Consider the following 24,176-nt stretch of genomic DNA (forward strand, 5'->3'; position numbering starts at 1 on the left):
AGAACGAACATGCAGCACGGTCCCGCGGTCCGCCGCCGCAAGCTCGGTGCCGAACTGCGCGCGCTGCGCGCGGGCACGGGTCTCACGAGCGGCGAGGCGGCCCGCCTGCTCGGCTGGCACCAGTCGAAGGTGAGCCGCATCGAGACGGGCACCAGCGGAGTGAAACCGGCCGACGTGGAACGCCTGTTGCACGCATACGGTGTCGAGGACCCGGAACTGCGCGAGCTCCTCGTGGTGTTGGCGGGAGCCGAGGGCAACGGGCGTCACCACTGGTGGCACGCGTACCGCGGCCTGCTCCCCCCGGCCTACCGCGACTTCATCAGCCTGGAGTCGGGAGCCAGCAGCATGCGCACCCTGGAGACCTCTGTCGTACCCGGACTGCTCCAGACGCCGGAGTACGCCCGCGCGGTGACGCGGGCCGCGGTGGACGGACTGGAGGAGAGCAAGCTCGACGCCCTGGTCGAGGTGCGCCTGGCCCGGCAGGACGTCCTGCGCGCGGACCCGCCGCTGGAGCTGTCCGCCGTGCTGGACGAGGCGGTGTTACGGCGCGAGGTGGGCGGCCCCGACGTCATGGCACGCCAGCTGCGCCGGCTGCGGGAGGCCGCCGCACTGCCCCAAGTACGGCTCCAGGTACTGCCGTTCGCCGCCGGGGCACACATCGGTGTAACCGGCCCTTTCGTTATTTTCTCATTTCCGAACACAACCGATCTGGATGTGGTTGTTCTCGACCACTTGACGAGTAGCCTCTATCTCGAACGGAAAGAAGACCTCCAGGCCTACACGGAGGCCTTCAACGCCCTTCAGTTCCACGCACTTTCGCCCGAGGACTCGTCGGACTACATCGCCGCGATAGGTGACGCCGCGTAAGGAGGCACGTCATGCCCGCAATGCCTCGGTACGTACCTTCCAGCACTTCACTGCGCCATGTGCGATGGCTGCGCAGCAGCCGCAGTACCGGGATGAACAACTGCGTCGAGACCGCGCGCCCGAGCACCGGACCCTGGTCCGGAATGGTCGCCGTGCGGGATTCCAAGAACACCGCGGGACCTGCCCTGCTGTTCACCCCGGACGTCTGGGAGGGGTTCATCACCGGGCTGAACTGACCCCGCACGGTTCACCGCTCCACCGCATCACCGGCCGGCCACCCCTGCACCTGACCGGCCGCACGCTCCACCCGCTCGTCGATCCATGGCTCCAGAGGTTCACCGGTTCCTGCTGATCACGTCCACCGCGTGCTCGATCTGCTCCTCGGTGAGGTCCGCGCGGGCCGTCAGCCGCAGCCGCGAAACACCGTCGGGCACCGACGGGGGACGGAAACAGCCGACAGCGAGGCCCGCCTCGCGACAGTCGGCCGCCCATCGCACCGCCCGTTCGGGGGACGGTGCCCGCACGGAGACCACCGCCGCGTCCGGTCGTACCGCGGACAGGCCTTCCGCCGTCAGCCGCGTGTGCAGAGCCGTGGCCACCTCGCGCGCCCGGGCGGCCCGCCCGGGCTCACGGCGCAGCAGCCGCAGCGCCGACAGCGCCGCGCCCGCCGCCGCGGGTGCGAGACCGGTGTCGAAGATGAAGGTACGCGCGGCGTTGACGAGGTGGTCGATGACCGCCGCCGGGCCGAGGACGGCCCCGCCCTGGCTCCCGAGCGACTTGGAGAGCGTGACGGTCACGACGACGTCCGGGTCCCCCGCGAGCCCGGCGGCGTGCGGCGCGCCCCTGCCGCCGTCGCCGAGGACACCGAGTCCGTGCGCGTCGTCGACGATCAGCCCCGCGCCGTACTCACGGCAGGCGACGGCGAGTTCGGCGATCGGGGCCGCGTCCCCGTCCACCGAGAAGACCGTGTCGGAGACGGTGACGGCGGGGCCGTCGTGGGTGCCGAGCGCCTTGCGCACGCCCTCCGGGTCCGCGTGGTCGACGACCTGCGTGGTCCCGCGGGCGAGCCGGCAGCCGTCGATCAGGGACGCGTGGTTGCCGGCGTCCGAGACGATCAGCGAGCCGTGCGGCGCGAGCGCGGTGACGGCGGCGAGGTTGGCCGCGTAGCCGGAGGACAGGACGAGCGCGGACTCGAAGCCGCAGAAGTCGGCGAGCTCGCGTTCCAGTTCGGTGTGGAGTTCGGTGGTGCCGGTGACGAGCCGGGAGCCCGTCGCGCCGCCGCCCCACCGGCGCGCCGCCTCTGCCGCGCCCTCGGTGACCTCCGGATGGCGGGCGAGCCCGAGATAGTCGTTGCTCGCGAGATCCAGGAGCGGCGAGTGGGCGGGACGGGGGCGCAACGTACGGACGAGTCCGGCCCGGCGGCGCGCCTCGGCCTGCTCGTCGATCCAGCCGAACGCCATGTGTCCTCCGGGTCTCGCCGCACCTGCGGTGTCGCTGATTTGTAGGCTGTGAACAGACCCTAGCGGGCGCTTCGACGGCGCATGATGTGGCAATACCCACACGTCGAACCATCTCTGTTGTGCAAACTCTCCTTGGCCGGGAGCGGTCGCATGGTCCAGGATCGGACCTCATGGACCTGCTGAACACGCTGGTGGACAAGGGGCTTCGGCGCGAGCTGCCGACCCGCGACGAGGCGCTGGCCGTACTGGCCACCTCCGACGACGACGTACTCGACGTGGTGGCCGCGGCCGGCAAGGTGCGCCGGCACTGGTTCGGCCGACGGGTGAAACTGAACTATCTCGTCAACCTGAAGTCGGGCCTGTGCCCGGAGGACTGCTCGTACTGCTCGCAGCGTCTGGGCTCCACGGCCGGGATCCTCAAGTACAGCTGGCTCAAGCCCGACGAGGCGTCCAAGGCCGCGGCGGCCGGGCTCGCCGGGGGCGCCAAGCGGGTCTGTCTGGTGGCCAGCGGGCGCGGCCCGACGGACCGTGACGTGGACCGGGTCTCCGACACGATCAAGGCGATCAAGGAGCAGAACGAGAACGTCGAGGTGTGCGCCTGCCTCGGTCTGCTCTCCGACGGCCAGGCCGAACGGCTGCGCGAGGCGGGCGCGGACGCCTACAACCACAACCTGAACACGTCCGAGGGGACGTACGGGGAGATCACGACCACCCACACGTACGCCGACCGGGTGGACACGGTCCAGAAGGCGCACGCGGCGGGACTGTCCGCCTGCTCCGGTCTGATCGCGGGCATGGGCGAGTCGGACGAGGACCTCGTGGACGTGGTGTACGCGCTGCGCGAGCTCGACCCCGACTCCGTTCCGGTGAACTTCCTGATCCCGTTCGAGGGAACGCCCCTCGCCAAGGAGTGGAACCTCACCCCGCAGCGCTGTCTGCGGATCCTCGCCATGGTCCGCTTCGTCTGCCCGGACGTCGAGGTCCGTATCGCCGGCGGCCGCGAGGTGCATCTGCGCACCCTCCAGCCGCTCGCCCTGCACCTCGCCAACTCGATCTTCCTCGGTGACTACCTCACCAGCGAGGGCCAGGCGGGCAAGGCCGACCTGGAGATGATCGCAGACGCCGGCTTCGAGGTGGAGAACGCGGGCGAGGTGACGCTCCCCGAGCACCGCGCACCGTCCGGCGGCGGCTGCGGCTCGCACGCGGAGAGCGGCTGCGGCTCCGACGCGGAGGCCGGGTGCGGCTCGCACGGCGCCGCCGGCTGCGGCTCGCACGCCGAGGCGGGCTGCGGGTCCCAGGAGGGCGGTGGCGCGTGCGGTTCGGTGCCCGCGCCCGCGACGGTGGCCGAGGCGCCCGCCGACGCCCGGACGGACCTGGTCTCCGTACGTCGCCGTGGTGCCGGAACGGACCTCGCGCCCAATGCCTGAGCTGTCCGTGCGGGAACTGCTCGACCTCGACCGGCGGCACGTCTGGCATCCGTACGGGCCCATGCCCGGACGCCAGGAGCCGCTGGTCGTGGAGTCGGCGAGCGGGGTCCGGCTGCGGATGGCCGACGGCACGGGCGAGCTGGTCGACGGCATGTCGTCCTGGTGGTCGGCCATCCACGGCTACAACCACCCGGTCCTGAACGACGCGGTCCGCGGCCAGCTCGACCGGATGAGCCATGTCATGTTCGGCGGGCTCACCCACGAGCCCGCCGTCCGGCTGGCGAAGCGGCTGGTCGACATCTCGCCCGAGGGACTTGAGCACGTCTTCCTCGCCGACTCCGGCTCGGTCTCGGTCGAGGTCGCGGTCAAGATGTGCCTCCAGCACTGGCGCTCCCTCGGCCGTCCCGGCAAGCAGCGGCTGCTGACCTGGCGGGGCGGCTACCACGGGGACACCTGGCAGCCCATGTCGGTGTGCGACCCCGAGGGCGGGATGCACGAACTGTGGCAGGGCGTGCTCCACCGGCAGGTGTTCGCCGACGCGCCGCCGGCCGCGTACGAGGAGTCGTACGCGGAACATCTGCGTGAGCTCATCGGACGGCACGCCGACGAGCTCGCCGCGGTCGTCGTGGAGCCGGTGGTCCAGGGCGCCGGCGGGATGCGCTTCCACTCCCCCGCGTATCTGCGGGTGCTGCGCGAGGCCTGCGACGAGCACGACGTGCTGCTGGTCTTCGACGAGATCGCGACGGGTTTCGGCCGTACGGGTGAGCTGTTCGCTGCGGACCACGCGGGCGTGACCCCGGACGTGATGTGTGTCGGCAAGGCGCTGACCGGCGGTTACCTGACGATGGCGGCGACGCTGTGCACCGCCCGGGTGGCCGACGGCATCTCGCGCGGTGAGGTCCCGGTGCTGGCGCACGGCCCGACCTTCATGGGCAATCCGCTGGCCGCCGCGGTGGCCTGCGCCTCGGTCGACCTGCTGCTGGCGCAGGACTGGCGGACCGAGGTGAAGCGGATCGGGACCGGCCTGCGGGACGGCCTCGCGGAGGCGGCAGGGCTGCCGGGCGTACGGGACGTGCGCGTGCTCGGCGCGATCGGGGTCGTCCAGCTCGACCACGAGGTGGACATGAAGGCGGCGACGGCGGCAGCGGTGCGCGAGGGCGTGTGGCTGCGGCCGTTCCGCGACCTCGTCTACACGATGCCGCCGTACGTCACCGGCGACACGGACCTGGCGCGGATCGCCCGCGCGGTGTGCGCGGCGGCGCGGGAGGGCTGAGATGACGGTACTGGTGATCACGGGGACGGGCACGGAGGTGGGCAAGACGGTCGTCACGGCCGCCGTGGCCGCCACGGCTCTCGCGGCCGGACGGTCCGTGGCCGTCCTGAAGCCCGCGCAGACGGGGGTGGGGCCGCACGAGCGCGGCGACGCCGACGAGGTGGCCCGGCTCGCCGGTGCCGTCACGACGCTCGAACTGGGCCGCTATCCGGAGCCGCTGGCGCCCGCTACGGCCGCCCGGCGGGCCGGTCTCGCACCGGTGTCGCCCGTGGCGGCGGCGGAGGCGGCGGCGAAGCTCGCGACCGAGCACGACCTGGTGCTGGTCGAGGGCGCGGGCGGTCTGCTCGTCCGGTTCGACGACGAGGAAGGGACGCTCGCGGACGTGGCCCGGCTGCTGGACGCGCCCGTGCTCGTGGTGGCTTCGGCGGGGCTCGGAACCCTCAACACGACCGAACTGACGGCTCGTGAACTGCGGCTGCGGGAGCTGGAGTTCGCGGGGGTCGTGATCGGCAGCTGGCCGGACTCCCCGGATCTGGCGATGCGGTGCAACCTCGCGGACCTCCCGGCGGTGTCCGGGGCGCCCCTGCTGGGCGCGGTCCCGGCGGGCGCGGGTGCCCTGTCCCCCGCGGACTTCCGCGCGGGAGCGCCGAGTTGGCTGGACCACCGGTTCGGCGGACGCTGGAACGCCGGGGTCTTCACGACGGCACACCCGGCCTGACCCGATCACGACCGCCGAGCGGCGCCCCGACGGCGACCACCGGGGCCGGCCTCGTATCGGCGCCGCCGCACGCCTGTGCCAGTGTTCGCCCTTATGGTGCGCGGTGCGTGCGGCGGAGGTCCCGGGGGGACACTTCCAGTGAGCCCCGTCTCCCGGGAGGTCCGACATGCCGTTCAAGCCGTTCCGGCCGGCCGACTCCGGCAAGGTCTCCGCGAAGGCCGCGCAGCATCCGGTCTTCGCCCGCTACTACGCCCGCTTCAGCACCAAGGCCGAGACCCGCATGGGGATCGGCCTGCTGCGTGAGCGGCTGCTCGCCGGGCTGTCGGGCCGGGTGATCGAGATCGGCGCGGGCAACGGCCTGAACTTCGCCCACTATCCGGGCACGGTCTCCGAGGTCGTCGCCATCGAACCCGAGCGGCTGCTGCGGCAGCTGGCGGTGGAGGCGGCGCTGCGCTGCGAAGTGCCCGTCGACGTGGCGCCGGGCGCGGCCGAGGCCCTGCCGGTCAAGAGCGAGGCCTACGACGCCGCCGTGCTGTCGCTGGTGCTGTGCAGCGTGCGGGACGTGCCGCGGGCGCTCTCCGAGGTGCGGCGGGTGCTGCGCCCGGGCGGCACGGTGCGGTTCCTCGAACACGGCAGGGGCGGCGGGCGCGCGATGCGGTCCCTCCAGCGCGGCCTGGACGCCACGGTGTGGCCCCGGCTGTGCGGCGGCTGTCACGTGGCCCGCGACCCGGTCGCCGCTCTGCGTGAGGCGGGGTTCGAACTGGGCCCGTACCGGCGGCTGTTGCTGCCGGAGAAGGGCCCGCGCCTGCCCACGTCGTACTGCATTCTGGGCACGGCCCACCGGCCGCTCGACTGACGACCGCGCCCGCGGAGCCCCCGGTCTCGCGGTCACAGACTCCAGCGGCGCAGTTCGTGGGCGATGTCGTGCACGGTCGCCTCGCCGTTCTTGACCAGCCGGGCCAGTTCCCGCACCTGCTCGGGCGAGGTGACGACCTTCAGGCCGCTGGCGACGAGATAGGCGTAGGCGACGGCCGAGGCGAACATCGCGTTGGAGCGTTCGAGCGCCGGGACGTGCAGCAGGAGCTGGAGCAGCGCGGCGGCACGGGCGTGCGGACTGTCGTACACGGGAATGCCGAGGATCTCCGCCTCGTGCCGGCTGACCGCGGCGACGAGCGCTCCCCAGTCGGTGACCTGGGGGTCTCCCGGTGTTTTCTGTTCGGCGATCATGAGGAGCCAGGCAAGATCGACTCTGAGACTGCTCAAGGGATCAACGACGACCTTCGCTGGTGCCTTCGCGCTCCGCGCCGAACTCCTCGGCGAAGACGGACTCGTACTGCTTCATGAAGTCGGCGGCGGCCTCCACGAAGGTGTGGCCGACCTCCCCGGTGTCCTGCCGGACCAGTTCCTCGATGTAGCGGTTCACGCTCATCCCCCGTTCCAGAGCTCTCTCCCGGGCGGCGCGCGCGGTGCCTTCGTCCACCCGGACGTTCAGCTGAGTCTTCGCCATCCTTCGAAGCTAGCGCGGAATCGCTAGCACGGGCAAGGGGGGCCGGGGGGCGGAGCACCGCGGTGGAGATTGCCCCTTACATCCATATCGGGTCCCCACCCTGGGGCGGAGGGCGTACGGCACCTGCGAGGGATACCGGGTGTGCGTCCGATCACACTACGCTCGGGCCGGACCATGTGCCCGGACGTCCATCCCAGGAGGAGGCGGTCTTGTCCACAGCTGCTGCCGAGCAGATTCCCGGCCGCGCGGAGGGGGACGGGATCGCCGCCCGCGCCCGCGGTCTGACCAAGGCCTACGGTTCCGGCGAGACCGCGGTGCTGGCCCTCGACTCGGTCGACGTGGACATCGCGCGCGGCCGGTTCACCGCCGTCATGGGCCCCTCGGGCTCCGGGAAGTCCACGCTGATGCACTGTCTCGCGGGCCTGGACACCGTCTCGGCCGGGCAGGTGTGGCTCGGCGACACCGAGATCACCGGTCTCAAGGACCGCGAGCTGACCCGGCTGCGACGTGACCGGATCGGCTTCATGTTCCAGTCGTTCAACCTCATCCCCACCCTCAACGCGGCCGAGAACATCACGCTGCCGATGGACATCGCGGGCCAGAAGCCCGACCAGAAGTGGCTCGACCAGGTCGTCGACACCCTCGGACTGCGCGACCGGCTCAAGCACCGGCCCGCCCAGCTCTCCGGGGGCCAGCAGCAGCGCGTCGCCTGCGCCCGCGCGCTCGCCTCCCGGCCCGAGCTGATCTTCGCGGACGAGCCGACCGGGAACCTGGACTCCCGGGCGGGCCTCGAAGTCCTCGGATTCCTGCGCGAGGCCGTGGACGAGCTGGGCCAGACCGTCGTCATGGTCACGCACGACCCCGGCGCCGCCGCCCACTCCGACCTGGTGCTCTTCCTCGCGGACGGGCGGATCGTGGACGAGATGGAACGGCCCTCGGCGGAAGCCGTGCTGGAGCGGATGAAGCGCTTCGACACGGCCCGGGTGACCTTCGAGGGCGGACGCGAGGCATCCGGCGCCCCGGCCCACGACAGCACGGCTCCCGGCACCCCGGCCCGCGGCGGGCCCGCCGACCCGGCCCACGGCGACCCCGGCCGCACCGCTCCCGGCGGCGCCCCCGGTGACGTAACCCCCGACAAGGACTGAGGCGGTCGTGCTCAAGGCGACACTGCGAAGCTTTCTCGCGCACAAGGGACGGCTGCTGCTCTCGGCGCTGGCCATCGTGCTGTCCGTGGCCTTCGTCGCGGGAAGTCTCATCTTCTCGGACACGGTGACCCGTACCTTCGACCGGCTCTTCGCCTCCACCGCGGCCGATGTGACCGTGGAGCCGAAGAACGACCTGAAGTCCCAACTGCCCACCGGGGCGACGGAAACGGTCCCGGCCTCCCTCGCCGGCCGGCTCGCGAAGGTCGAGGGGGTCGCCGCCACCCATGTGGACGCCTCGGTGCAGAACGCACCGGTCGTCGACAGCGCGAACAAGTCGGTCGGGCCGACGACGGGCGCCCCCACCATCGTCACCAACTGGCAGATCACCGAACGCAGTCCGGTGAAACTGACCTCGGGACACGCGCCGAACGGGGACGGCGAGGCACTGCTCGACGCGGACACCGCCGACAAGAAGCACCTCGGCATCGGCGACACCCTCACCGTGCAGGCGCAGCCCGGCTCCTTCAAGGTGCGGATCGTCGGGATCGCCACCTTCACCACCACCAATCCCGGTGCCGCGCTGATCTTCCTCGACACCCCGACCGCGCAGACCAAACTGCTCGGCCGCCCCGGACTCGCCACGAGCATCTCCGTGGACGCCGCGAAGGGCGTCGACAACGCCGCCCTCAAGCGACGCGTCTCGGCCGAACTCGGCACCGGCGCCTACGACGTGAAGACCGCTCAGGAACAGGCGAAGTCGTCCGCCGAGCAGCTCGGCGGATTCCTCGACGTCATCAAGTACGTGATGCTCGGCTTCGCCGGGATCGCGGTGCTCGTCGGGATATTCCTCATCGTCAACACGTTCTCCATGCTGATCGCCCAGCGCACCCGGGAACTCGGGCTGCTGCGGGCGCTCGGCGCCGACCGCCGCCAGGTGCGCCGGTCGGTGCTGACGGAGGCGCTGCTCCTCGGCCTGGTCGGCTCGACGCTCGGCCTCGCGGCCGGGATCGGGCTGGCGGTCGGGCTGATCAAGCTGATGACCGCGTTCGGCATGAACCTCAAGTCCACCGAGATGGTGATCGGTTGGCCGACCCCCGTGGCGGCGTACGTCGTCGGGGTCGGCGTCACCTACATCGCGGCCTATCTGCCGGCCAGGCGAGCGGCGGGCGTCTCCCCCATGGCGGCCCTCTCGGACGCCGAAGTCGCGGGCGTGGGAAGGCCGTTGCGGGTACGGGCCGTGGTGGGCGCGGTCGTCGGCGCGGCCGGGGCCGCGGCGCTCGCGGGCTGCGCCTCCTCCACGAAGACCTCGACGGCGGCCTCGCTGCTCGGACTCGGTGTCGTCCTGACGCTGATCGCGACGGTGATCGCGGGACCCCTGCTGGTCCGTCCGGTGATCCGGGTCCTCGGCGGCGCGTTCCCCGCGCTCTTCGGCCCGGTCGGCCGGATGAGCCAGCGCAACGCGCTGCGCAACCCGCGCCGCACCGGCGCCACCGCCGCCGCCCTGATGGTCGGACTCGCCCTGGTCGGCGGGATGTCCGTGGCCAGCGCGTCCATGAGCAAGTCCTTCGACCAGCAGATCGACAAGACCCTCGGCGCCGACTTCGTGCTCCAGAACGCCAACTTCGTACCGTTCTCGCACGAGGTCACGGACAAGGTGCGCGCCACCGACGGTGTCGGGCTGGTCGTCCGGCAGAGGTTCACGCCGATCGCGGTCAGGCTGCCCGACGGCAAGCGGGTGGAGACGACGGCCGCGGCCTACGATCCGCGGCTCGACGACGTCGCCCACATCACGTACGCGGGGGGCGACACCGCGGCGGCGCTCGGCGAGGGCCGCATCGCCATGGACGTGAACTTCGCGAAGGACCACGACGTGCGGATCGGCAGCACGATTCCGGTCGAGTTCCCCGCCGGCCGTACGACCGAGCTGACGGTGGGCGCGCTCACCGACCAGGGCGGCGGCGGGTTCGGGACGCAGGGCGGGCTCGTCCTCGGCTTCGGCACGATCGAGAAGTACGTGCCCGGCGGACAGGACTCGGCGCTGTACGTGAACGCGGCCCCCGGCACCTCCCCGGAGAAGCTGCGCCCGCTGCTGGAGAAGACCCTGGAGCCGTATCCGCAGGTCCAGGTCCGTGACCAGGCCGACTACAAGAAGCTGGTCCACGACCAGATCGCCGTGCTGCTCTACCTCGTGTACGCCCTGCTCGGGCTCGCGATCGTCATCGCCGTGCTGGGCGTGGTCAACACCCTCGCCCTGTCGGTCGTGGAGCGCACCCGGGAGATCGGACTGCTGCGCGCCATCGGTCTCGGCCGGCGCCAGCTGCGCCGCATGATCCGGCTGGAGTCCGTCGTGATCGCCGTGTTCGGCGCGGTCCTCGGCCTGGCCCTGGGCGTCGTCTGGGGTGTCTGCGTCCAGCAGGTGCTCGCTCTCCAGGGCATGAAGGCGCTGGCGATCCCGTGGACGACGATCGTCGCGGTCGTGATCGGCTCGGCCGTCGTCGGCATCGTCGCGGCCCTGCTCCCGGCCCTGCGCGCGTCCCGGATGAACGTGCTGGCTGCGATCGCGCACGAATGACCCGAGCTCGCCCCGGGCCGCCCGGCCCGGGGCGTGACCTGCCGCTTCTCCCCGGTCCGCCGAGGGCCCGGGGATCCACCAGGAAGGGATGTCCGATGCCGCGCCCGTTCCGTTTCGGTGTCAGTCTGATCGCCCCGGCGACAGCGGCCGAGTGGGCCGCCAGGTGCCGCCGCGCCGAGGCGCTCGGCTACGACGTGATCACCGTGGCGGACCATCTGGGCATGCCCGCCCCTTTCCCCTCGCTGGTCGCCGCCGCGGCGGCGACCGAACGGCCCCGGCTCGGGACCTTCGTGCTCAACGCGGGTTTCTGGAATCCCGCGTTGCTGGCCCGTGAGGTGGCCACGACCGCGGCGCTGACGGGCGGCCGTCTCGAACTCGGCCTGGGCACCGGGTACATGGCGGCCGAGCACGCGACGGCGGGCCTGCCCTGGGGCACGGCGCGCGAGCGCGTCGACCATCTCCTGCGCACGGTCGAGGAGTTGAAGCGCCTCCTCGCCCCGGAGGGACCGCTCCGGGACGGCACTCCGTGGCCGGGCGGAAGGGCTCCCGAGTCCGGGGACGGCGGGCCGCCGCGGGTGCCCCTGCTGATCGGGGCCAACGGGGACCGGATGCTCCGCGTCGCCGCGGAGCACGCGGACACCGTGGCCTTCACGGGCGCGCGCACCGGGCGGAACGGCACCCTGGAACCGCTCACGGCAGCCGAGCTCGACGCGCGCGTCGAGGTCCACCGGAAGGCGTCCGTCGGCCGCGAGGAGCCCGCCGAACTCAATCTGCTGATCCAGATCGTCTCCGTCACCGACGACCGGAGTGCCGCCGTCCGGCCGTGGCTGCCCCGGCTGCACGGGCTGGCCGAGCGGGAGGCGCTCGCTCTGCCGGTCGTCCTGATCGGCACGGTGGAGCAGCTCGTCGGGCAGGTCCGTGATCTGCGGGAGCGCTACGGGTTCTCGTATCTGACCGTGCTGGAGCCGAACCTGGAGGCGTTCGCTCCCGTGGTCGGCGAACTGCGCGGACGGTGAGCGTCCGCATGGCGGAAATGCCGTTCCGGCGTTCCGGCGCCGTGGTGGGATCGGATCATGACCGACTTGCGCATACGGGCCGCTCGCCCCGAGGACCTCGACGCCGTGCTCGCCTTCTGGAAGGCGGCCGCCGAGGGCACCAGCATCAGTGACGACCGCGGCGGGGTGGAGGGGCTCGTCGCCCGGGACCCCGGGGCCCTGCTCCTCGCCGAGCGCGACGGGGAGCTGGTCGGCACGGTGATCGCCGGCTTCGACGGCTGGCGCTGTCATCTGTACCGGCTGGCGGTCCGTCCGGACCGGCGGCGCCTCGGCATCGGCTCGGCGCTGCTGGCCGCGGCGGAGGAACGTTTCGTACGACTCGGCGGGCGGCGCGGGGACGCCATGGTGCTGAAGCGGAACGAGACCGCCCACCATGCCTGGCGGGCCGCGGGGTACACGCCGGAGGAGCACTGGCGGCGCTGGGTGAAGCCGCTCACCGACTGAGGGTTCCCCACGGAGACGGGGCTCGAAGGGGCGGGCGGGGACCACCAGCGACGCCGCTTTGCCTGTCCTTTACCATTGTTGGACCGTCCCCCCTTCGACGAAAGGTGTGAGCCTCCGCCCATGGGCGAGCCTCCCGGTCCCCGCGGTCGTGATTCCCACGGCGGCGGCGGACATCGCGCGATCCCCCTGTCCCTGGCCGATCATGGGACGGAGGTGACCCGATGACCGAAGTGTTGCTCCTGCTGGTCGCAGTTCTGCTGTCGCTGGCCTGCGGCGGCTTCGTCGCGGCAGAGTTCTCCTTGACCACGGTCGAACGCAGCGAACTGGAACGTGCCGTGGAGCGCGGCGAGCGGGGCGCCTCCGGAGCCCTGAAAGCCGTACGGAACCTCACCTTCCAGCTGTCCGGCGCCCAGCTCGGCATCACCGTGACGAACCTCGTGGTCGGCATGCTCTCCGAGTCGTCGATCGCCAAGCTCATCGCCGGCCCCCTGGAGTCGCTGGGCGTCCCGGCCTCCGCGTCGGACTCGGTGGCCCTGGTCATCGGCACGGCGCTCTCGACGATCTTCCTGATGGTCGTCGGCGAACTGGTGCCCAAGAACTGGGCGATCTCCTCGCCGCTGGCCGTGGCCAAGCGGGTGGCGACACCGCAGCGCTGGTTCAGCGCCGCGTTCCGTCCCTTCATCGCCCATCTCAACAACACCGCGAACCACGTCGTACGCCGCTTCGGCCTCGAACCGGCCGAGGAGCTGGCGTCCGCCCGCGGGCCCCAGGAGCTGGTGGCGCTCGCCCGGCACTCCGCCAAGGAGGGCGCGCTGGAGGCGGACACCGCCGAGCTGTTCGTACGCACGCTGAACCTCGCCGACCTGACCGCGGAGAACGTGATGACACCACGCGTCCAGGTCATGGCCCTCGACGTCCAGGCGACGTGCGAGGACGTGGCGAACGCGACCCGGGCGACCGGACTGTCCCGGTTCCCGGTCTACCGGTCGAGCCTCGACGAGGTGGTCGGGGTCGCGCACATCAGGGACGTGCTGACCGTGCACGCCGCGAGCCGGACCCAGACGCCCGTCTCGCAGATCATGCGCGAGCCCCTGTTCGTACCGGAGTCGCTGACCGTCGACAGGCTCCTGGACCGGCTGGCGGGCAAGCGCACGATGGCCGTGGTCATCGACGAGTACGGCGGTACGGCCGGAGTGGCCACGCTGGAGGACATCGTGGAGGAGGTCGTCGGCGAGGTGCGCGACGAGCACGACCCGCACGAGACCCCCGACCTGGCCCCGGTCGGCACGGACGCCGACGGGCGGGCGCTGTACTCGGCCGACGGGTCCGCCCGTACCGACCAGCTCGCCCGGGTCGGACTGCGGGTGCCGGACGGCCCGTACGAGACCCTGGCGGGTTTCATCGCGGCCGAGCTCGGCCGCATCCCCGCCGAGGGCGACACCGTCGAGGCCGGCGACTGGCGGCTCGACGTCGTGGACGCCTCGGGGAGGCGAGCGGCGCGTGTCCTGCTGCACGCCCCGCACGACGCCGAGGAGAGCGCGCGATGACCGTCGTCCAGCTGCTGATCGGGTTCGCGACGCTCGTCGTGAACGGATTCTTCGTCGGCGCCGAGTTCGGGCTGATCTCGGTGCGCCGCAGCCAGATCGAACCGCACGCCGAACGCGGCGACCGGCGGGCGCGGAGCGTGCTCTGGGGCCTCGAACACGTCTCGGTGCTGCTCGCGACCGCGCAGCTCGGCATCACGCTGTGCACCCTGGTGCTCGGCATCGTGGCCGAACCCGCCATCGCGCACCTGCTGGAGCCGGTGTTCCACGCGGTGGGCGTCCCCTCGGGCGCGGGCCACGCCGTCTCCTTCGTCATCGCGCTCACCCTGGCGACGTATCTGCACATGCTGCTCGGCGAGATGGTGCCGAAGAACGTGGCGCTCGCGGAGCCCGTGCGGACGGCGCTGGTGCTCGGACCGCCGCTGGTCGCGCTCTCCCGGGCCCTGCGCCCGGTGATCTTCGCGGTCAACGCCTTCGCCAACGCGCTGCTGAAGCTGCTGCGGGTCGAGACGAAGGACGAGGTCGCCGCGACCTTCTCCGACGACGAGCTCGCCCGTCTGGTCAAGGACTCCAGCGCGGCGGGACTCATCGACCACCGCGCCCAGGAGCGGCTGCGGGACGCCCTGGAGCTGGGCCGCCGGCCCGTGCACGACGTCGTGCTGCCGGTCGAACGGGTCGTCTATGCGCGCGTGGGCGTCACCCCGGAGGAGCTGGAACGGCTGTCGGCCGACTCGGGGTTCTCGCGCTTCCCCGTCGTCGACGACGGACGCCGGATCGTCGGCTATCTGCACGTGAAGGACGCGCTGGACGCGGTGCCCCGCGAGGTGCCGTTCCGCGTGGAGGACATGCGGCAGATCGCCCGGGTGCGGGAGAGCACGCCCATGGACGACGTGCTGACCGCGATGCGCCGCAGCCGTACCCATCTCGCGGCGGTCATGGGCAGCGACGGACGGCTCACGGGGCTGGTGACGATGGAGGACGTCCTGAGGGAGCTGTTCGGACAGCCCGTGTGACAGCGGCACGCCGGTCCCGGCCGGGCACGGTCGGGCCGGGCACGGTCGGGCCGGGCACGGTCGGGGACGGACCGCGAGCCGGGGGCCGCTGTCGGGTGGGCGGACCGACAGACCGATGGGTATGTCTTCGGGTTACCATCTTTCTCGCCATGCAGATGAATGCCTCCTACACCAGCCTCGTCGCGGTCGGCGACTCCTTCACCGAGGGCATGTCGGACCTGTTGCCCGACGGCTCGTACCGCGGATGGGCCGACGTCCTCGCGGGCCGGATGGCGGCCCGGACACCCGGTTTCCGCTACGCCAACCTCGCGGTGCGCGGCAAGCTGATCGGCCAGATCGTCGACGAGCAGGTGGACGTGGCGGCCGCGATGCGGCCCGACGTCATCACCCTGGTCGGCGGCCTCAACGACACCCTGCGGCCCAAGGTCGACATGGGACGCGTGCGCGGTCTGCTGGAGGAGGCCGTGGAGCGTCTGGCCCCGGCCTGCGAGCAGCTCGTGCTGATGCGCAGCCCCGGCCGCAACGGTCCCGTCCTGGAGCGCTTCCGGCCGCGTATGGAAGAGCTCTTCACCGTCGTCGACGAGCTCGCGCGCCGGCACGGCGCCCTGGTGGTCGACCTCTACGGGGCCCCCTCGCTCGCCGACCCGCGCTCCTGGGACGTCGACCGGCTGCACCTGACAGCCGACGGGCACCGCCGGGTCGCGGAGGCCGTGTGGCAGACCCTCGGCTACGAGCCGGAGGACCCGGACTGGCACGTGCCGTCGGCGCCCACCGCGCCTCCGGGCTGGGTCTCGCGCCGCACCGCGGACGCGCGTTTCGCCCGGCAGCATCTGCTGCCGTGGATCGGGCGACGGCTGACCGGCCGCTCGTCCGGCGACGGACTTCCGGCGAAGCGGCCCGAGCTACTGCCCTACGAGGCTCCCGCCGCGGACCGTCTCGGCGGCTGACCCGGCGGCCGTGCGGCCGAAACCCGGTGGCCGTGCGGCCGAGGGAACGCGGGCCGGACGGCTTCCGCCGTGTCGCTCTTGCGAGTGACACGGCGGCCCATGCTCCGCATGAAGGAGACGCTACCGGTTACCCCCGGTCCGCCACAGGGCGCACGGGGGGCGCTCGACAGCGCGGGAGTGCCGTTGCCGCGTTCGTTCACGCCCCGGAAGTACGGCCGGGCCCGGCGCGTACGCCGGGCCCCGCCGACACGGCCCCTCCAGCTTTGCGGAGCATGGAGAGGAGCCGTCCCGCCACCCTGGTGGGATGACAAGTAACAGGCCAGCCGAGGGTTCCAGCTGGAATCAACATCAAAGCACTCATGCGGGGGCCTGAGAAGTACGCCCCATAGCACCGTCGAAGGAAGTTCCCGGCGCCTCTCAGCGGTGTGGCCGGGGCAAAGACGTGCGCCGTACCTTTTGGGACCGACACGCCACCGCTGGACCGATCAGGGCCGATGTGCCCCATCGGCCCCCTTGCGGCGGGTCGCCGCAAGGGTGGGAAACCAGCCATGCCGCGCGACCGCACCTACCACGGGCCGATATCGCTCTGCGCCAGGTTCAGTACACGGAACGTGAGCGTGGGTGGACATGGCTGCCCGGTTCACCTCATGCAGAGGCGTGGGTGCCACGAGTGAGAAACAGTCAGCCGGGGCGGCGCCCCGGCCGCGGTCAGGCGCTGTCCCCGGCCATTCCGCCGGAGGGCAGGGGGGTCGCCGTCAACGGGCCGTGCGCCATGACGATCGACGCGAGCGGGTAGGGCGGACCGTCGGTGCCGCGCAGGACCAGCAGGGGCATCCCGCGTTCGTCCTGCCGGCGGCCGAGGGACAGCCAGATCCGGTCGGTCCGGTCGACCTGTCCCATCCCGAGGTCGTAGATCCGCCCCCAGAGATAGAAAGGATCGGTGGCCGCGTCGCTCGCCTCCTGGAGGAGTTCGGGGACGCCGTGCGCGGTGAGGTGGACGGCGACCCCGTCGAGGGTCCCGGCGGCCACCTGCGCGTGTCCGGCCGTCCTGGTCCGCACGTTGCGGGCGGCACCGATCGCGTCGAGCCAGTACTCCCAGTCGTCCAGGCACGTGGCCTTGATGGCCACCGTCACCCGCTCGCCGTCCGCCGTGATCTGCATGGCCTCCAGCCGGGCGAGGTGGTCGGACTGGAGGCTCGCGGCGACGGAGACCGCCCGGGCCGAGGCGCTGCCCCAGCCGACCACGCGCGAGCGCGCGGCGGCTGGCCGCACACGCGGAACCTGGCCCTCGACCCGCTTGGGCACGGGCGCCACCCCGTGCTCGGCCATGGCCCGGCCGGCGCTCCGGTCGGCGAGGTGCAGGACGATCGCACCGCGCGCGGGGGGCACGAGCGGCGAGACCCCGGAAGCCCGGTCGCGCACCTCACCACCGGAAACCGGCCCCATGGGGTCCTGCACGGACACGGGACCGTACTCCGGCCCGAACGAGGACCGCTCACCACCGGAGACCGGTCCCCCGAGGTCCGGCACGGACGCGGGACCGTGCTCCGCCGCGAACGAGGACCGCTCACCACCGGCGCCCGTCACCGTCGGTTCCGGCAGGGCCACGGCGGCGTGATCCCGCCGGGACTCCGGCGGCCCGCCACCGGACAGCAGCTCCACGCGGTCCGGAATGGAGGCGGGGCCGTGGTCGCGCCGGGGCTCGGGCCCCTCGGCGACGGAACCCGGCCCCGTCCGGCCCGGCACGGACGCGTGGGCGTGATCGCGCCGGGACCGGGGACCCTCACCGCCCCGCGCCGGTCCGATGTGGTCCGGAAGGGAGGCGGGGCCGTGGTCGCGGCGCGGCTCGGGGCCTTCACCGGCGGATCCGGGCCCCCTCCGCTCCGGCACGGACGCGGGGCCGTGATCGCGTCGCGCCCCGGGACCCTCGCCGCCGAGCACGGGCTCCCCGCCGTCCGCCCCGGAGGCGGGAGCACGGTCGTGACGGGGTTCGGAGCCGTCGGCGCCGGGGCCCGACTCCTCGGCGTCCGGCGCGGAATCCGGTTCGCCGCCGTGCCGCGGCTCGGCCTCGTCGCCCGGGATCAGCCCCTTGCGGTTGAGGGCGGTGGCGATCCGCATGGCGACCTCGCTCGGGTAGCCGCAGTCCTCGACGATGGTGTCGACCGCTGCGTGGTAGGCCTCCGGGCAGTTCCGTCCGGCCTCGACCCTCGTCCGCAGCTGTTCGAGGACACCGGCGCCGCCCGCCTCCACCAGACGCCCCTGCGCCTCCAGATCGGCGACGAACTCGCGGGCGAATGCGCTGAGTTGCTCGGCGAGATGGGCTTCGACGGCCGAACGGACCCCGGGCACGGTGGTCATGCCGCCACCCCCAGATACTCACTGCGCAGCTTGGCCAGCGCTCTGAACTGCAAGGTCTTCACGGCCCCTTCGGACCGTTCCATCTGCCGTGCCGTCTCCAGCACCGAGAACTCCATCAAGAACCTCCGGGTGAGGACCTCGCGTTGCGGCGGCCTCAGCTGCTCCAGGGCCCGGCGGAGCAGCTCCTCGTCCAGACTGATCAGTACGGTGTCCTCGGTGCTGACCGTGAGGTCCTCGTCGAAGCCGAGCATGTCCTCGACGACGAACTCGCGGCGCTGGGCGCTCTTGCAATGGTCGATGACCTTGTTCCGCGCGATGGTGATCAGCCATCCGACGAACCCGATGCCGCGATAGGTGAAAGTCCCGCGTTTCATCCAGGCGTTGAGAAAGGTCTCGCCGGTGATGTCCTCGGCGACCTGCCGATTGCGTACGCGGCGTTGTACGTAAGCCAGGACCGCGGGGTGGTGCAGAGCGTAGAGCTCCCCGAACGCGTCCCGGTCGCCCGCCAGCGCACGGGCGATAAGGGCCGGTTCTCTGGTGTCGAACCGCGGTGTGGCGGCGTTAGCCTCGGCGATCAAGGCCTACTCCGTTCATGAGTGGACGAACTGTGGTGGGCAGGTGCTGCGACGGTCCGATCCGGCCGTGGCCGCGGGGCCCGGGCACCGGGTGAACCGGTCGTCGCGTCCGAACGTTTTCGAGGCGTCCCCCCGCGGATGCCTCGCAGCTCCGGAGCCTGCTCGAGCCGATGCCGAGGCGGTGCAAATAGGGTCCCCTCAAAGGGACTTGCATACGTGCGACTAACTCACAGTCATGCAACATATGCAACTTGCGTACATGCACGCAAGTTGCTTCGCCGGTATCACGACGAGACTTTTTGCTGGGAACTGGCGTGCGAGCCGTCCCTCTTGGCCTGGCATGACACTCATACACCAATTGACCTGCGAAGATGCACGCATGCAAGTCGCGTGCAAGTTGCATACACGCGCGCTACTCTCCGGACCATGCGGAGCATGGAAGAGTCCCCCCACGAGTCCCGCGACGAGCGACAAGCTCTCGCAAGGAGGGTGGGCGAGTACCTCACGAACGCTGCGACAGCGGCCGGGTACGACGTCCGCCCACGAGCCGGCGGCCGGGTCCAACTGGCCACCTCGATTGGAGTGAGCCTCACGACGATCAGCAGAACGCTGGAAGGCAAGACCCTCCCGCTTCCCTCGCAACTGACGACCTGGGCGTCGGTACTCGGCCTCGACCAGCGAGAGATGTTGGTGAACAGCGGCATGCTTCCGCCGGAACACGGGCCTCAGCCCACGGTACGGAGGGTAGCCTCAGCAACACTCACCCCGGAGGAGGCCATGGACGCATGGGGAATCACTGATCTCAGAATCCGCACAATGCTCAGCGGGAACATCGTCCAAGCGATCGAGCTTCAAAAGGATCTCGATGCCGACGACAGCCGGGGGGCCACTGCAAGGGGGTAACAAGACGTGGCGTACAGACTGGCATTCGCGTCCACCGCCAGCTGCACAGCCGGCTGGACCTTCGTGGGCGAGGGCGTCTGGCACCATACATGGGAGTTGGCGACAGTCGGGATCGGCCTGTTAACCATGGGCGTGGCCGGGGCACTTGCCGCCCTGCTCCGCCACATGGTCAGCCAGGTCGACGCCCGGACACGGCATGATCTCAGCGTCCTGGCGGAGCACCGACGACGCCTTGAGCTGGACATGCACAAGCGCGAGCTGGACCTGGCCCAGCGGGAGAAAGCCATGGCCCGCAGGGCCACCATCACCGCCATCAGACTCGGCAGCCATGCCCGAGCCCTCGACGACGCGCGCAACGCGAACACGGCACTGCGCGCCAAGAACTCCCGGCTCATGCAGGAGATCGAGGAAGTCAACGACGAGCGCAACCAGCTGATCATGGCCGAGCTCACGCTCGCCCACGACCGGTTCACCTCCAAGGCGTACGGGGGCCTGCGCGCCGTGGTCGGCAGCGAGCAGCCCCGCCCGGATCCGCACGCCCAGGCAGGCTACGGAAGCCGTCCCCCGCGGTCGGGTTCCTGAGCACGAACCCTGCGAAAACGTTCCACCAAAAGCGTCCACCCATCCATACGGTGAACAACTCCCTTCTGTTCAAAGGAGTTGAGCGTCAGTCCGCCGAGAGCACCGGCGGACGGCAGGAGCGACGACGTGATCCGTGGTGCGCGCCCCGCGCGACACCTCCCTCCCGTCCCCGCACCTCTCACGCACACCCCGGTCCGCCGGGGGGTGCCGCTCCGCCCTGACCTGCGCATCCGGGACTCGGCGGACATAACAGGAGCCACGCCGGACAGCCGGTAAGCTCCCTACACGTGACAGCCGCGCCTGCAAAGCCCCGTATCCCCAACGTTCTCGCCGGACGCTACGCCTCCGCCGAGCTCGCCACGCTCTGGTCGCCCGAGCAGAAGGTCAAGCTGGAGCGTCAGCTCTGGCTCGCCGTGCTGCGGGCGCAGAAGGACCTCGGGATCGAGGTGCCGGACGCCGCGATCGCCGACTACGAGCGTGTCCTCGACCAGGTCGACCTCGCCTCGATCGCCGAGCGCGAGAAGATCACCCGGCACGACGTGAAGGCGCGGATCGAGGAGTTCAACGACCTCGCCGGCCACGAGCACGTGCACAAGGGCATGACCTCCCGCGACCTCACCGAGAACGTGGAGCAGCTCCAGATCCGGCTCTCGCTGGAGCTGATGCGCGACCGTACGGTGGCGGTCCTCGCGCGGCTGGCCAGGCTCGCCGGCGAGTACGCCGAGCTGGTCATGGCGGGCCGCTCGCACAACGTGGCGGCGCAGGCCACCACCCTGGGCAAGCGCTTCGCGACCGCCGCGGACGAGATGCTCGTCGCCTACGGCCGCCTGGAGGAGCTGCTCGGCCGCTACCCGCTGCGCGGTATCAAGGGCCCCGTGGGCACGGCGCAGGACATGCTCGACCTGCTGGGCGGCGACGCGGCCAAGCTGGAGGACCTGGAGCAGCGGATCGCCGGTCACCTCGGCTTCTCGCGGGCCTTCACCTCCGTCGGCCAGGTCTACCCGCGCTCGCTCGACTACGACGTCGTGACCGCGCTGGTGCAGCTCGCGGCGGCCCCGTCCTCGACGGCCAAGACGATCCGGCTCATGGCCGGGCACGAGCTGGTCACCGAGGGCTTCAAGCCCGGCCAGGTCGGCTCCTCCGCGATGCCGCACAAGATGAACACCCGCTCCTGCGAGCGTGTCAACGGCCTGATGGTCATCCTGCGCGGCTACGCGTCGATGACCGGCGAGCTGGCCGGCGACCAGTGGAACGAGGGCGACGTGTCCTGCTCGGTGGTGCGCCGCGTCGCGCTGCCGGACGCGTTCTTCGCGCTCGACGGCCTGCTGGAGACCTTCCTGACCGTCCTCGACGAGTTCGGCGCGTTCCCGGCCGTGGTGGCCCGTGAGCTGGACCGCTACCTGCCGTTCCTCGCCACGACCAAGGTCCTGATGGGTGCCGTGCGCGCCGGGGTCGGCCGCGAGGTCGCCCACGAGGCGATCAAGGAGAACGCCGTCGCCTCCGCCCTCGCCATGCGTGAGCAGGGCGCGGAGCGCAACGAGCTGCTCGACAAGCTCGCGGCGGACGAGCGGATCCCGCTGGACCGTGCTCAGCTCGACGCGCTGATGGCCGACAAGCTGTCCTTCACGGGAGCCGCGGCCGGCCAGGTTGCCGTCGTCCTCGGCCGTGTCGAGGAGATCGTGAAGCAGCACCCGGAGGCCGCCGGCTACACGCCCGGGGCGATCCTCTGACGGGCCTCACCCGAGCGGACCTGGAGGCCGCCCGCGACCGGCTCGTGCCGGATGTCGTCGCGGCCGGCCTCTCGGTGCTTTTCTGCGGCATCAATCCGGGTCTAATGACGGCGGCCACCGGCCACCACTTCGCCCGGCCGGGCAACCGGTTCTGGCCGGTGCTGCATCTGTCCGGGTTCACCCCGCGGCTCATGAAACCGTCCGAGCAGGAGGAACTGCTCTCCTACGGGCTGGGCATCACGAACGTGGTGGCACGGGCCACCGCCCGCGCCGACGAGCTGAGTGCCGAGGAGTACCGCGAGGGCGGGCGGCTGCTCGAAGAGAAGGTGGAACGGCTGCGCCCGGAGTGGCTGGCGGTGGTGGGCGTGACCGCGTACCGGTCGGCCTTCGGCGACCGTACGGCGCGCATCGGTCCCCAGGAGCGGACGATCGGGTCGAGCCGGGTGTGGGTGCTGCCCAATCCCAGCGGCCTCAACGCGCATTGGACCGCGGAGACGATGGCCGAGGAGTTCGGCCGTCTGCGGGCGGCCGCCCAGGGCCTCTGAGCCGTCGCGGCACCGGCACGTGCCGCGACCCGCGCGTCACCACGGCCGGTCCCCGTGACCACGGGTCGCGCCTCCGTGTCACCGCCGATCAGCGTCCATGACCACGGCGGGACCTCCGGCGTCACCGTGCTCCCCGTACGTGATCACGGTGGGCGTCTCCCGTGTCACGGCGGATCGGTGTCCGTGAACACGGTGGGCGTCTCCGCCGTCACGGCGGACCGGGTACGTGACCGCGGCGGGCCCGCGTCGCCAAGACCGGCGTCCCCCGTGTCACGGGGGATCGATGTCCGTGATCACCGCCAGCAGTCTGAGTTCCTGGTCCTCGCCGAGCCGGGAGATGCCGAGCACCAGCCATCGGCCGGTGTCGTCCCGTCTCCACACCTGCGCGTTCCTCATGTGCGAGCCGAGGGACGCCCAGGGCTCCGGTATGTGCTCGTCGCCCTGCTGCGCGCGCAGGAACACGCCGTCGAAGCTCATCCAGTGCGGCTCCCCCCACCGGTCGCCGAGCCGTTGCGCCAGCGCCTCCCGCTCCGCCTCGTACTGCTCGGCCTCCTCCCCCGCGCCGTCCGGGCCGGTCGGGGATCCGCTGCTCCGCTTCAGCTCCACGACATGGAACCCCGGCCCCCCGGGAGCCCCGTACGACCCGGGGGCCGACCCGCCGTGCCCCGCGGGAAACTCCTCGGCGCACAGCCGGTCGATCGTGGCGAGATGCTGCGCGATGGTCATGACGTCCAGTAAAGCCGCCACCACTGACAATTGGTGAGGCGTCAGGAAGCCGGTGCGGTCACGCGTCCCTGCGCCGGACGCACCAGGCGCCCGCGCCCAGTGCCGCGGCGGTCCACAACGCGGTCACGGCGAGCCCGCTCCAGGGTCCCAGGGCACCGTCCCACGTCTGGTGAAGGACCGTCTGACCCGCCTTGTCCGGCAGGAAGTCCGCCACGCTCCCCGACGCTCCCCCGACGACGAAGGACACGATCAGGAGGAACGGGACGAGGATGCCGAGCGTGGCGACCCCGCTGCGCAGGACGGCCGTCAGACCCGCCGCGAACAGGGCCATCAGGGCCAGGTAGACCGCGGAGCCGGCCACCCCTCGCAACTCCTCCGGCCAGGTCAGGGCATCGGCCCGGGAACCGAGTACGGACGTTCCGACGACCAGTCCGGCCGCGCCCGTGACCAGGCCGATCCCCAGGACCGGTACGCCGATCGCCACCGTCTTGGCCAGGAACCAGCGCCCCCGGTCGGGCACCGCCGCCAGCGAGACCCGCAGCGCGCCGCCCTGGTACTCGGCGGAGACCGCCTGGGCCCCGAAGGTGACGGCCGCGATCTGGCCGAAGACGACACCGAAGAACGTCGTGAAGAGCGGGTCGAAGTCCGGACCGGCCGAGTCGTCGAGCCCGGCGAGCGCGGAGAAGACGACGGTGGCCCCGAGTACGGCCGCCAGGCCCCACAGGAGCGGGCGCAGCGTCCGGACCTTGATCAGTTCCGCGCGGAGCGCGAGTGCGAACGACATG

General features: G+C 71.6%; 24 protein-coding genes. 17 read left to right on the forward strand and 7 right to left on the reverse strand.

Features of this window, described 5'->3' with window-relative positions; translation table 11 throughout:
* Nucleotides 1-9: 9 nt before the first annotated feature.
* Together ACFWI4_RS00985 and ACFWI4_RS00990 are read left to right on the forward strand one after the other, a co-directional pair.
* Nucleotides 10-867 (forward strand): helix-turn-helix domain-containing protein, encoded by an 858-nt coding sequence (locus ACFWI4_RS00985; RefSeq protein WP_385396038.1) that lies wholly within the window; start codon nucleotides 10-12, stop codon nucleotides 865-867.
* A gap of 11 nt (nucleotides 868-878) precedes the next feature.
* Complete coding sequence (locus ACFWI4_RS00990) at nucleotides 879-1,103, forward strand: DUF397 domain-containing protein (protein ID WP_365734592.1); 225 nt, start codon at nucleotides 879-881, stop codon at nucleotides 1,101-1,103.
* A gap of 99 nt (nucleotides 1,104-1,202) precedes the next feature.
* Here ACFWI4_RS00990 and ACFWI4_RS00995 read toward each other — a convergent pair whose 3' ends face one another.
* A complete protein-coding gene (locus ACFWI4_RS00995; protein WP_387189448.1) occupies nucleotides 1,203-2,327 on the reverse strand; it encodes an 8-amino-7-oxononanoate synthase in 1,125 nt (374 codons plus the stop codon).
* A gap of 170 nt (nucleotides 2,328-2,497) precedes the next feature.
* Between ACFWI4_RS00995 and bioB the strand changes: the two genes are divergently transcribed.
* From bioB to ACFWI4_RS01015, 4 genes are all read left to right on the forward strand, one after another.
* Nucleotides 2,498-3,754 (forward strand): biotin synthase BioB, encoded by a 1,257-nt coding sequence (gene bioB, locus ACFWI4_RS01000; RefSeq protein WP_387189449.1) that lies wholly within the window; start codon nucleotides 2,498-2,500, stop codon nucleotides 3,752-3,754.
* A complete protein-coding gene (locus ACFWI4_RS01005; RefSeq protein WP_387189451.1) occupies nucleotides 3,747-5,027 on the forward strand; it encodes an adenosylmethionine--8-amino-7-oxononanoate transaminase in 1,281 nt (426 codons plus the stop codon). Before bioB ends, ACFWI4_RS01005 begins: the two co-directional genes overlap by 8 nt.
* Nucleotide 5,028: 1 nt before the next feature.
* Nucleotides 5,029-5,745, forward strand: coding sequence for a dethiobiotin synthase (gene bioD / locus ACFWI4_RS01010; RefSeq protein WP_387189452.1), 717 nt, complete (start codon nucleotides 5,029-5,031; stop codon nucleotides 5,743-5,745).
* Nucleotides 5,746-5,911: 166 nt separating this feature from the next.
* The gene (locus ACFWI4_RS01015) at nucleotides 5,912-6,601 is read left to right on the forward strand and encodes a class I SAM-dependent methyltransferase (RefSeq protein WP_387189453.1); all 690 of its coding nucleotides are present in this window, start codon (nucleotides 5,912-5,914) and stop codon (nucleotides 6,599-6,601) included.
* A gap of 32 nt (nucleotides 6,602-6,633) precedes the next feature.
* Here the strand turns inward: ACFWI4_RS01015 and ACFWI4_RS01020 are convergent, their stop codons facing one another.
* Both ACFWI4_RS01020 and ACFWI4_RS01025 read right to left on the reverse strand, forming a co-directional pair.
* A complete protein-coding gene (locus ACFWI4_RS01020) occupies nucleotides 6,634-7,008 on the reverse strand; it encodes a fic family toxin-antitoxin system, toxin component (protein WP_385396050.1) in 375 nt (124 codons plus the stop codon).
* Nucleotides 7,009-7,012: 4 nt separating this feature from the next.
* A complete protein-coding gene (locus tag ACFWI4_RS01025; RefSeq protein WP_339127977.1) occupies nucleotides 7,013-7,252 on the reverse strand; it encodes a toxin-antitoxin system HicB family antitoxin in 240 nt (79 codons plus the stop codon).
* Between the two features lie 209 nt (nucleotides 7,253-7,461).
* Here ACFWI4_RS01025 and ACFWI4_RS01030 point away from each other — a divergent pair, with 209 nt between their 5' ends.
* The 7 genes from ACFWI4_RS01030 (at nucleotide 7,462) to ACFWI4_RS01060 (ending at nucleotide 15,972) form a co-directional block, all read left to right on the forward strand.
* Nucleotides 7,462-8,397 (forward strand): ABC transporter ATP-binding protein, encoded by a 936-nt coding sequence (locus tag ACFWI4_RS01030; protein WP_387189454.1) that lies wholly within the window; start codon nucleotides 7,462-7,464, stop codon nucleotides 8,395-8,397.
* Between the two features lie 7 nt (nucleotides 8,398-8,404).
* On the forward strand, nucleotides 8,405-10,969 hold the full coding sequence (locus tag ACFWI4_RS01035; RefSeq protein WP_387189455.1) for an ABC transporter permease: 2,565 nt from the start codon (nucleotides 8,405-8,407) through the stop codon (nucleotides 10,967-10,969).
* 95 nt (nucleotides 10,970-11,064) lie between these two features.
* On the forward strand, nucleotides 11,065-11,985 hold the full coding sequence (locus ACFWI4_RS01040) for a TIGR03621 family F420-dependent LLM class oxidoreductase (protein ID WP_387189457.1): 921 nt from the start codon (nucleotides 11,065-11,067) through the stop codon (nucleotides 11,983-11,985).
* Nucleotides 11,986-12,042: 57 nt separating this feature from the next.
* Nucleotides 12,043-12,468, forward strand: a complete 426-nt coding sequence (locus tag ACFWI4_RS01045) for a GNAT family N-acetyltransferase (protein WP_387189458.1) — start codon at nucleotides 12,043-12,045, stop codon at nucleotides 12,466-12,468.
* A gap of 221 nt (nucleotides 12,469-12,689) precedes the next feature.
* The gene (locus ACFWI4_RS01050) at nucleotides 12,690-14,015 is read left to right on the forward strand and encodes a hemolysin family protein (RefSeq protein WP_385396060.1); all 1,326 of its coding nucleotides are present in this window, start codon (nucleotides 12,690-12,692) and stop codon (nucleotides 14,013-14,015) included.
* Nucleotides 14,012-15,025 (forward strand): hemolysin family protein, encoded by a 1,014-nt coding sequence (locus tag ACFWI4_RS01055; protein WP_387189460.1) that lies wholly within the window; start codon nucleotides 14,012-14,014, stop codon nucleotides 15,023-15,025. Before ACFWI4_RS01050 ends, ACFWI4_RS01055 begins: the two co-directional genes overlap by 4 nt.
* 149 nt (nucleotides 15,026-15,174) lie before the next feature.
* Complete coding sequence (locus ACFWI4_RS01060; protein WP_387189461.1) at nucleotides 15,175-15,972, forward strand: SGNH/GDSL hydrolase family protein; 798 nt, start codon at nucleotides 15,175-15,177, stop codon at nucleotides 15,970-15,972.
* A 708-nt stretch (nucleotides 15,973-16,680) separates the two neighbouring features.
* Here the strand turns inward: ACFWI4_RS01060 and ACFWI4_RS01065 are convergent.
* Together ACFWI4_RS01065 and ACFWI4_RS01070 are read right to left on the reverse strand one after the other, a co-directional pair.
* Nucleotides 16,681-18,330 (reverse strand): BN159_2729 family protein, encoded by a 1,650-nt coding sequence (locus ACFWI4_RS01065; RefSeq protein WP_387189462.1) that lies wholly within the window; start codon nucleotides 18,328-18,330, stop codon nucleotides 16,681-16,683.
* Nucleotides 18,327-18,908, reverse strand: a complete 582-nt coding sequence (locus ACFWI4_RS01070) for a sigma-70 family RNA polymerase sigma factor (protein ID WP_339127986.1) — start codon at nucleotides 18,906-18,908, stop codon at nucleotides 18,327-18,329. The genes ACFWI4_RS01065 and ACFWI4_RS01070 overlap by 4 nt, the downstream gene beginning before the upstream one ends.
* A gap of 432 nt (nucleotides 18,909-19,340) precedes the next feature.
* Here ACFWI4_RS01070 and ACFWI4_RS01075 point away from each other — a divergent pair, with 432 nt between their 5' ends.
* The 4 genes from ACFWI4_RS01075 to mug all read left to right on the forward strand — a co-directional run bounded on the left by ACFWI4_RS01075 (nucleotide 19,341) and on the right by mug (nucleotide 22,665).
* A complete protein-coding gene (locus ACFWI4_RS01075) occupies nucleotides 19,341-19,808 on the forward strand; it encodes a transcriptional regulator (RefSeq protein WP_385396068.1) in 468 nt (155 codons plus the stop codon).
* Nucleotides 19,809-19,940: 132 nt separating this feature from the next.
* The gene (locus tag ACFWI4_RS01080; RefSeq protein WP_387189463.1) at nucleotides 19,941-20,390 is read left to right on the forward strand and encodes a hypothetical protein; all 450 of its coding nucleotides are present in this window, start codon (nucleotides 19,941-19,943) and stop codon (nucleotides 20,388-20,390) included.
* Between the two features lie 287 nt (nucleotides 20,391-20,677).
* Nucleotides 20,678-22,120, forward strand: a complete 1,443-nt coding sequence (purB, locus tag ACFWI4_RS01085; RefSeq protein WP_387189465.1) for an adenylosuccinate lyase — start codon at nucleotides 20,678-20,680, stop codon at nucleotides 22,118-22,120.
* A gap of 44 nt (nucleotides 22,121-22,164) precedes the next feature.
* Entirely contained in the window at nucleotides 22,165-22,665 is a 501-nt protein-coding gene (gene mug, locus ACFWI4_RS01090; protein ID WP_387189466.1) for a G/U mismatch-specific DNA glycosylase, read from the forward strand.
* A gap of 270 nt (nucleotides 22,666-22,935) precedes the next feature.
* Here the strand turns inward: mug and ACFWI4_RS01095 are convergent, their stop codons facing one another.
* Nucleotides 22,936-23,391, reverse strand: a complete 456-nt coding sequence (locus tag ACFWI4_RS01095) for a hypothetical protein (RefSeq protein ID WP_387189468.1) — start codon at nucleotides 23,389-23,391, stop codon at nucleotides 22,936-22,938.
* A gap of 58 nt (nucleotides 23,392-23,449) precedes the next feature.
* Nucleotides 23,450-24,175 carry an ABC transporter permease subunit gene (locus ACFWI4_RS01100; RefSeq protein WP_387189469.1) on the reverse strand — a complete coding sequence of 242 codons (726 nt, stop codon included), beginning with the start codon at nucleotides 24,173-24,175 and terminating at the stop codon, nucleotides 23,450-23,452.
* Nucleotide 24,176: the final 1 nt, after the last annotated feature.

The sequence above is a fragment of the Streptomyces sp. NPDC127038 genome, from assembly GCF_042725875.1.
Lineage (GTDB): Bacteria > Actinomycetota > Actinomycetes > Streptomycetales > Streptomycetaceae > Streptomyces.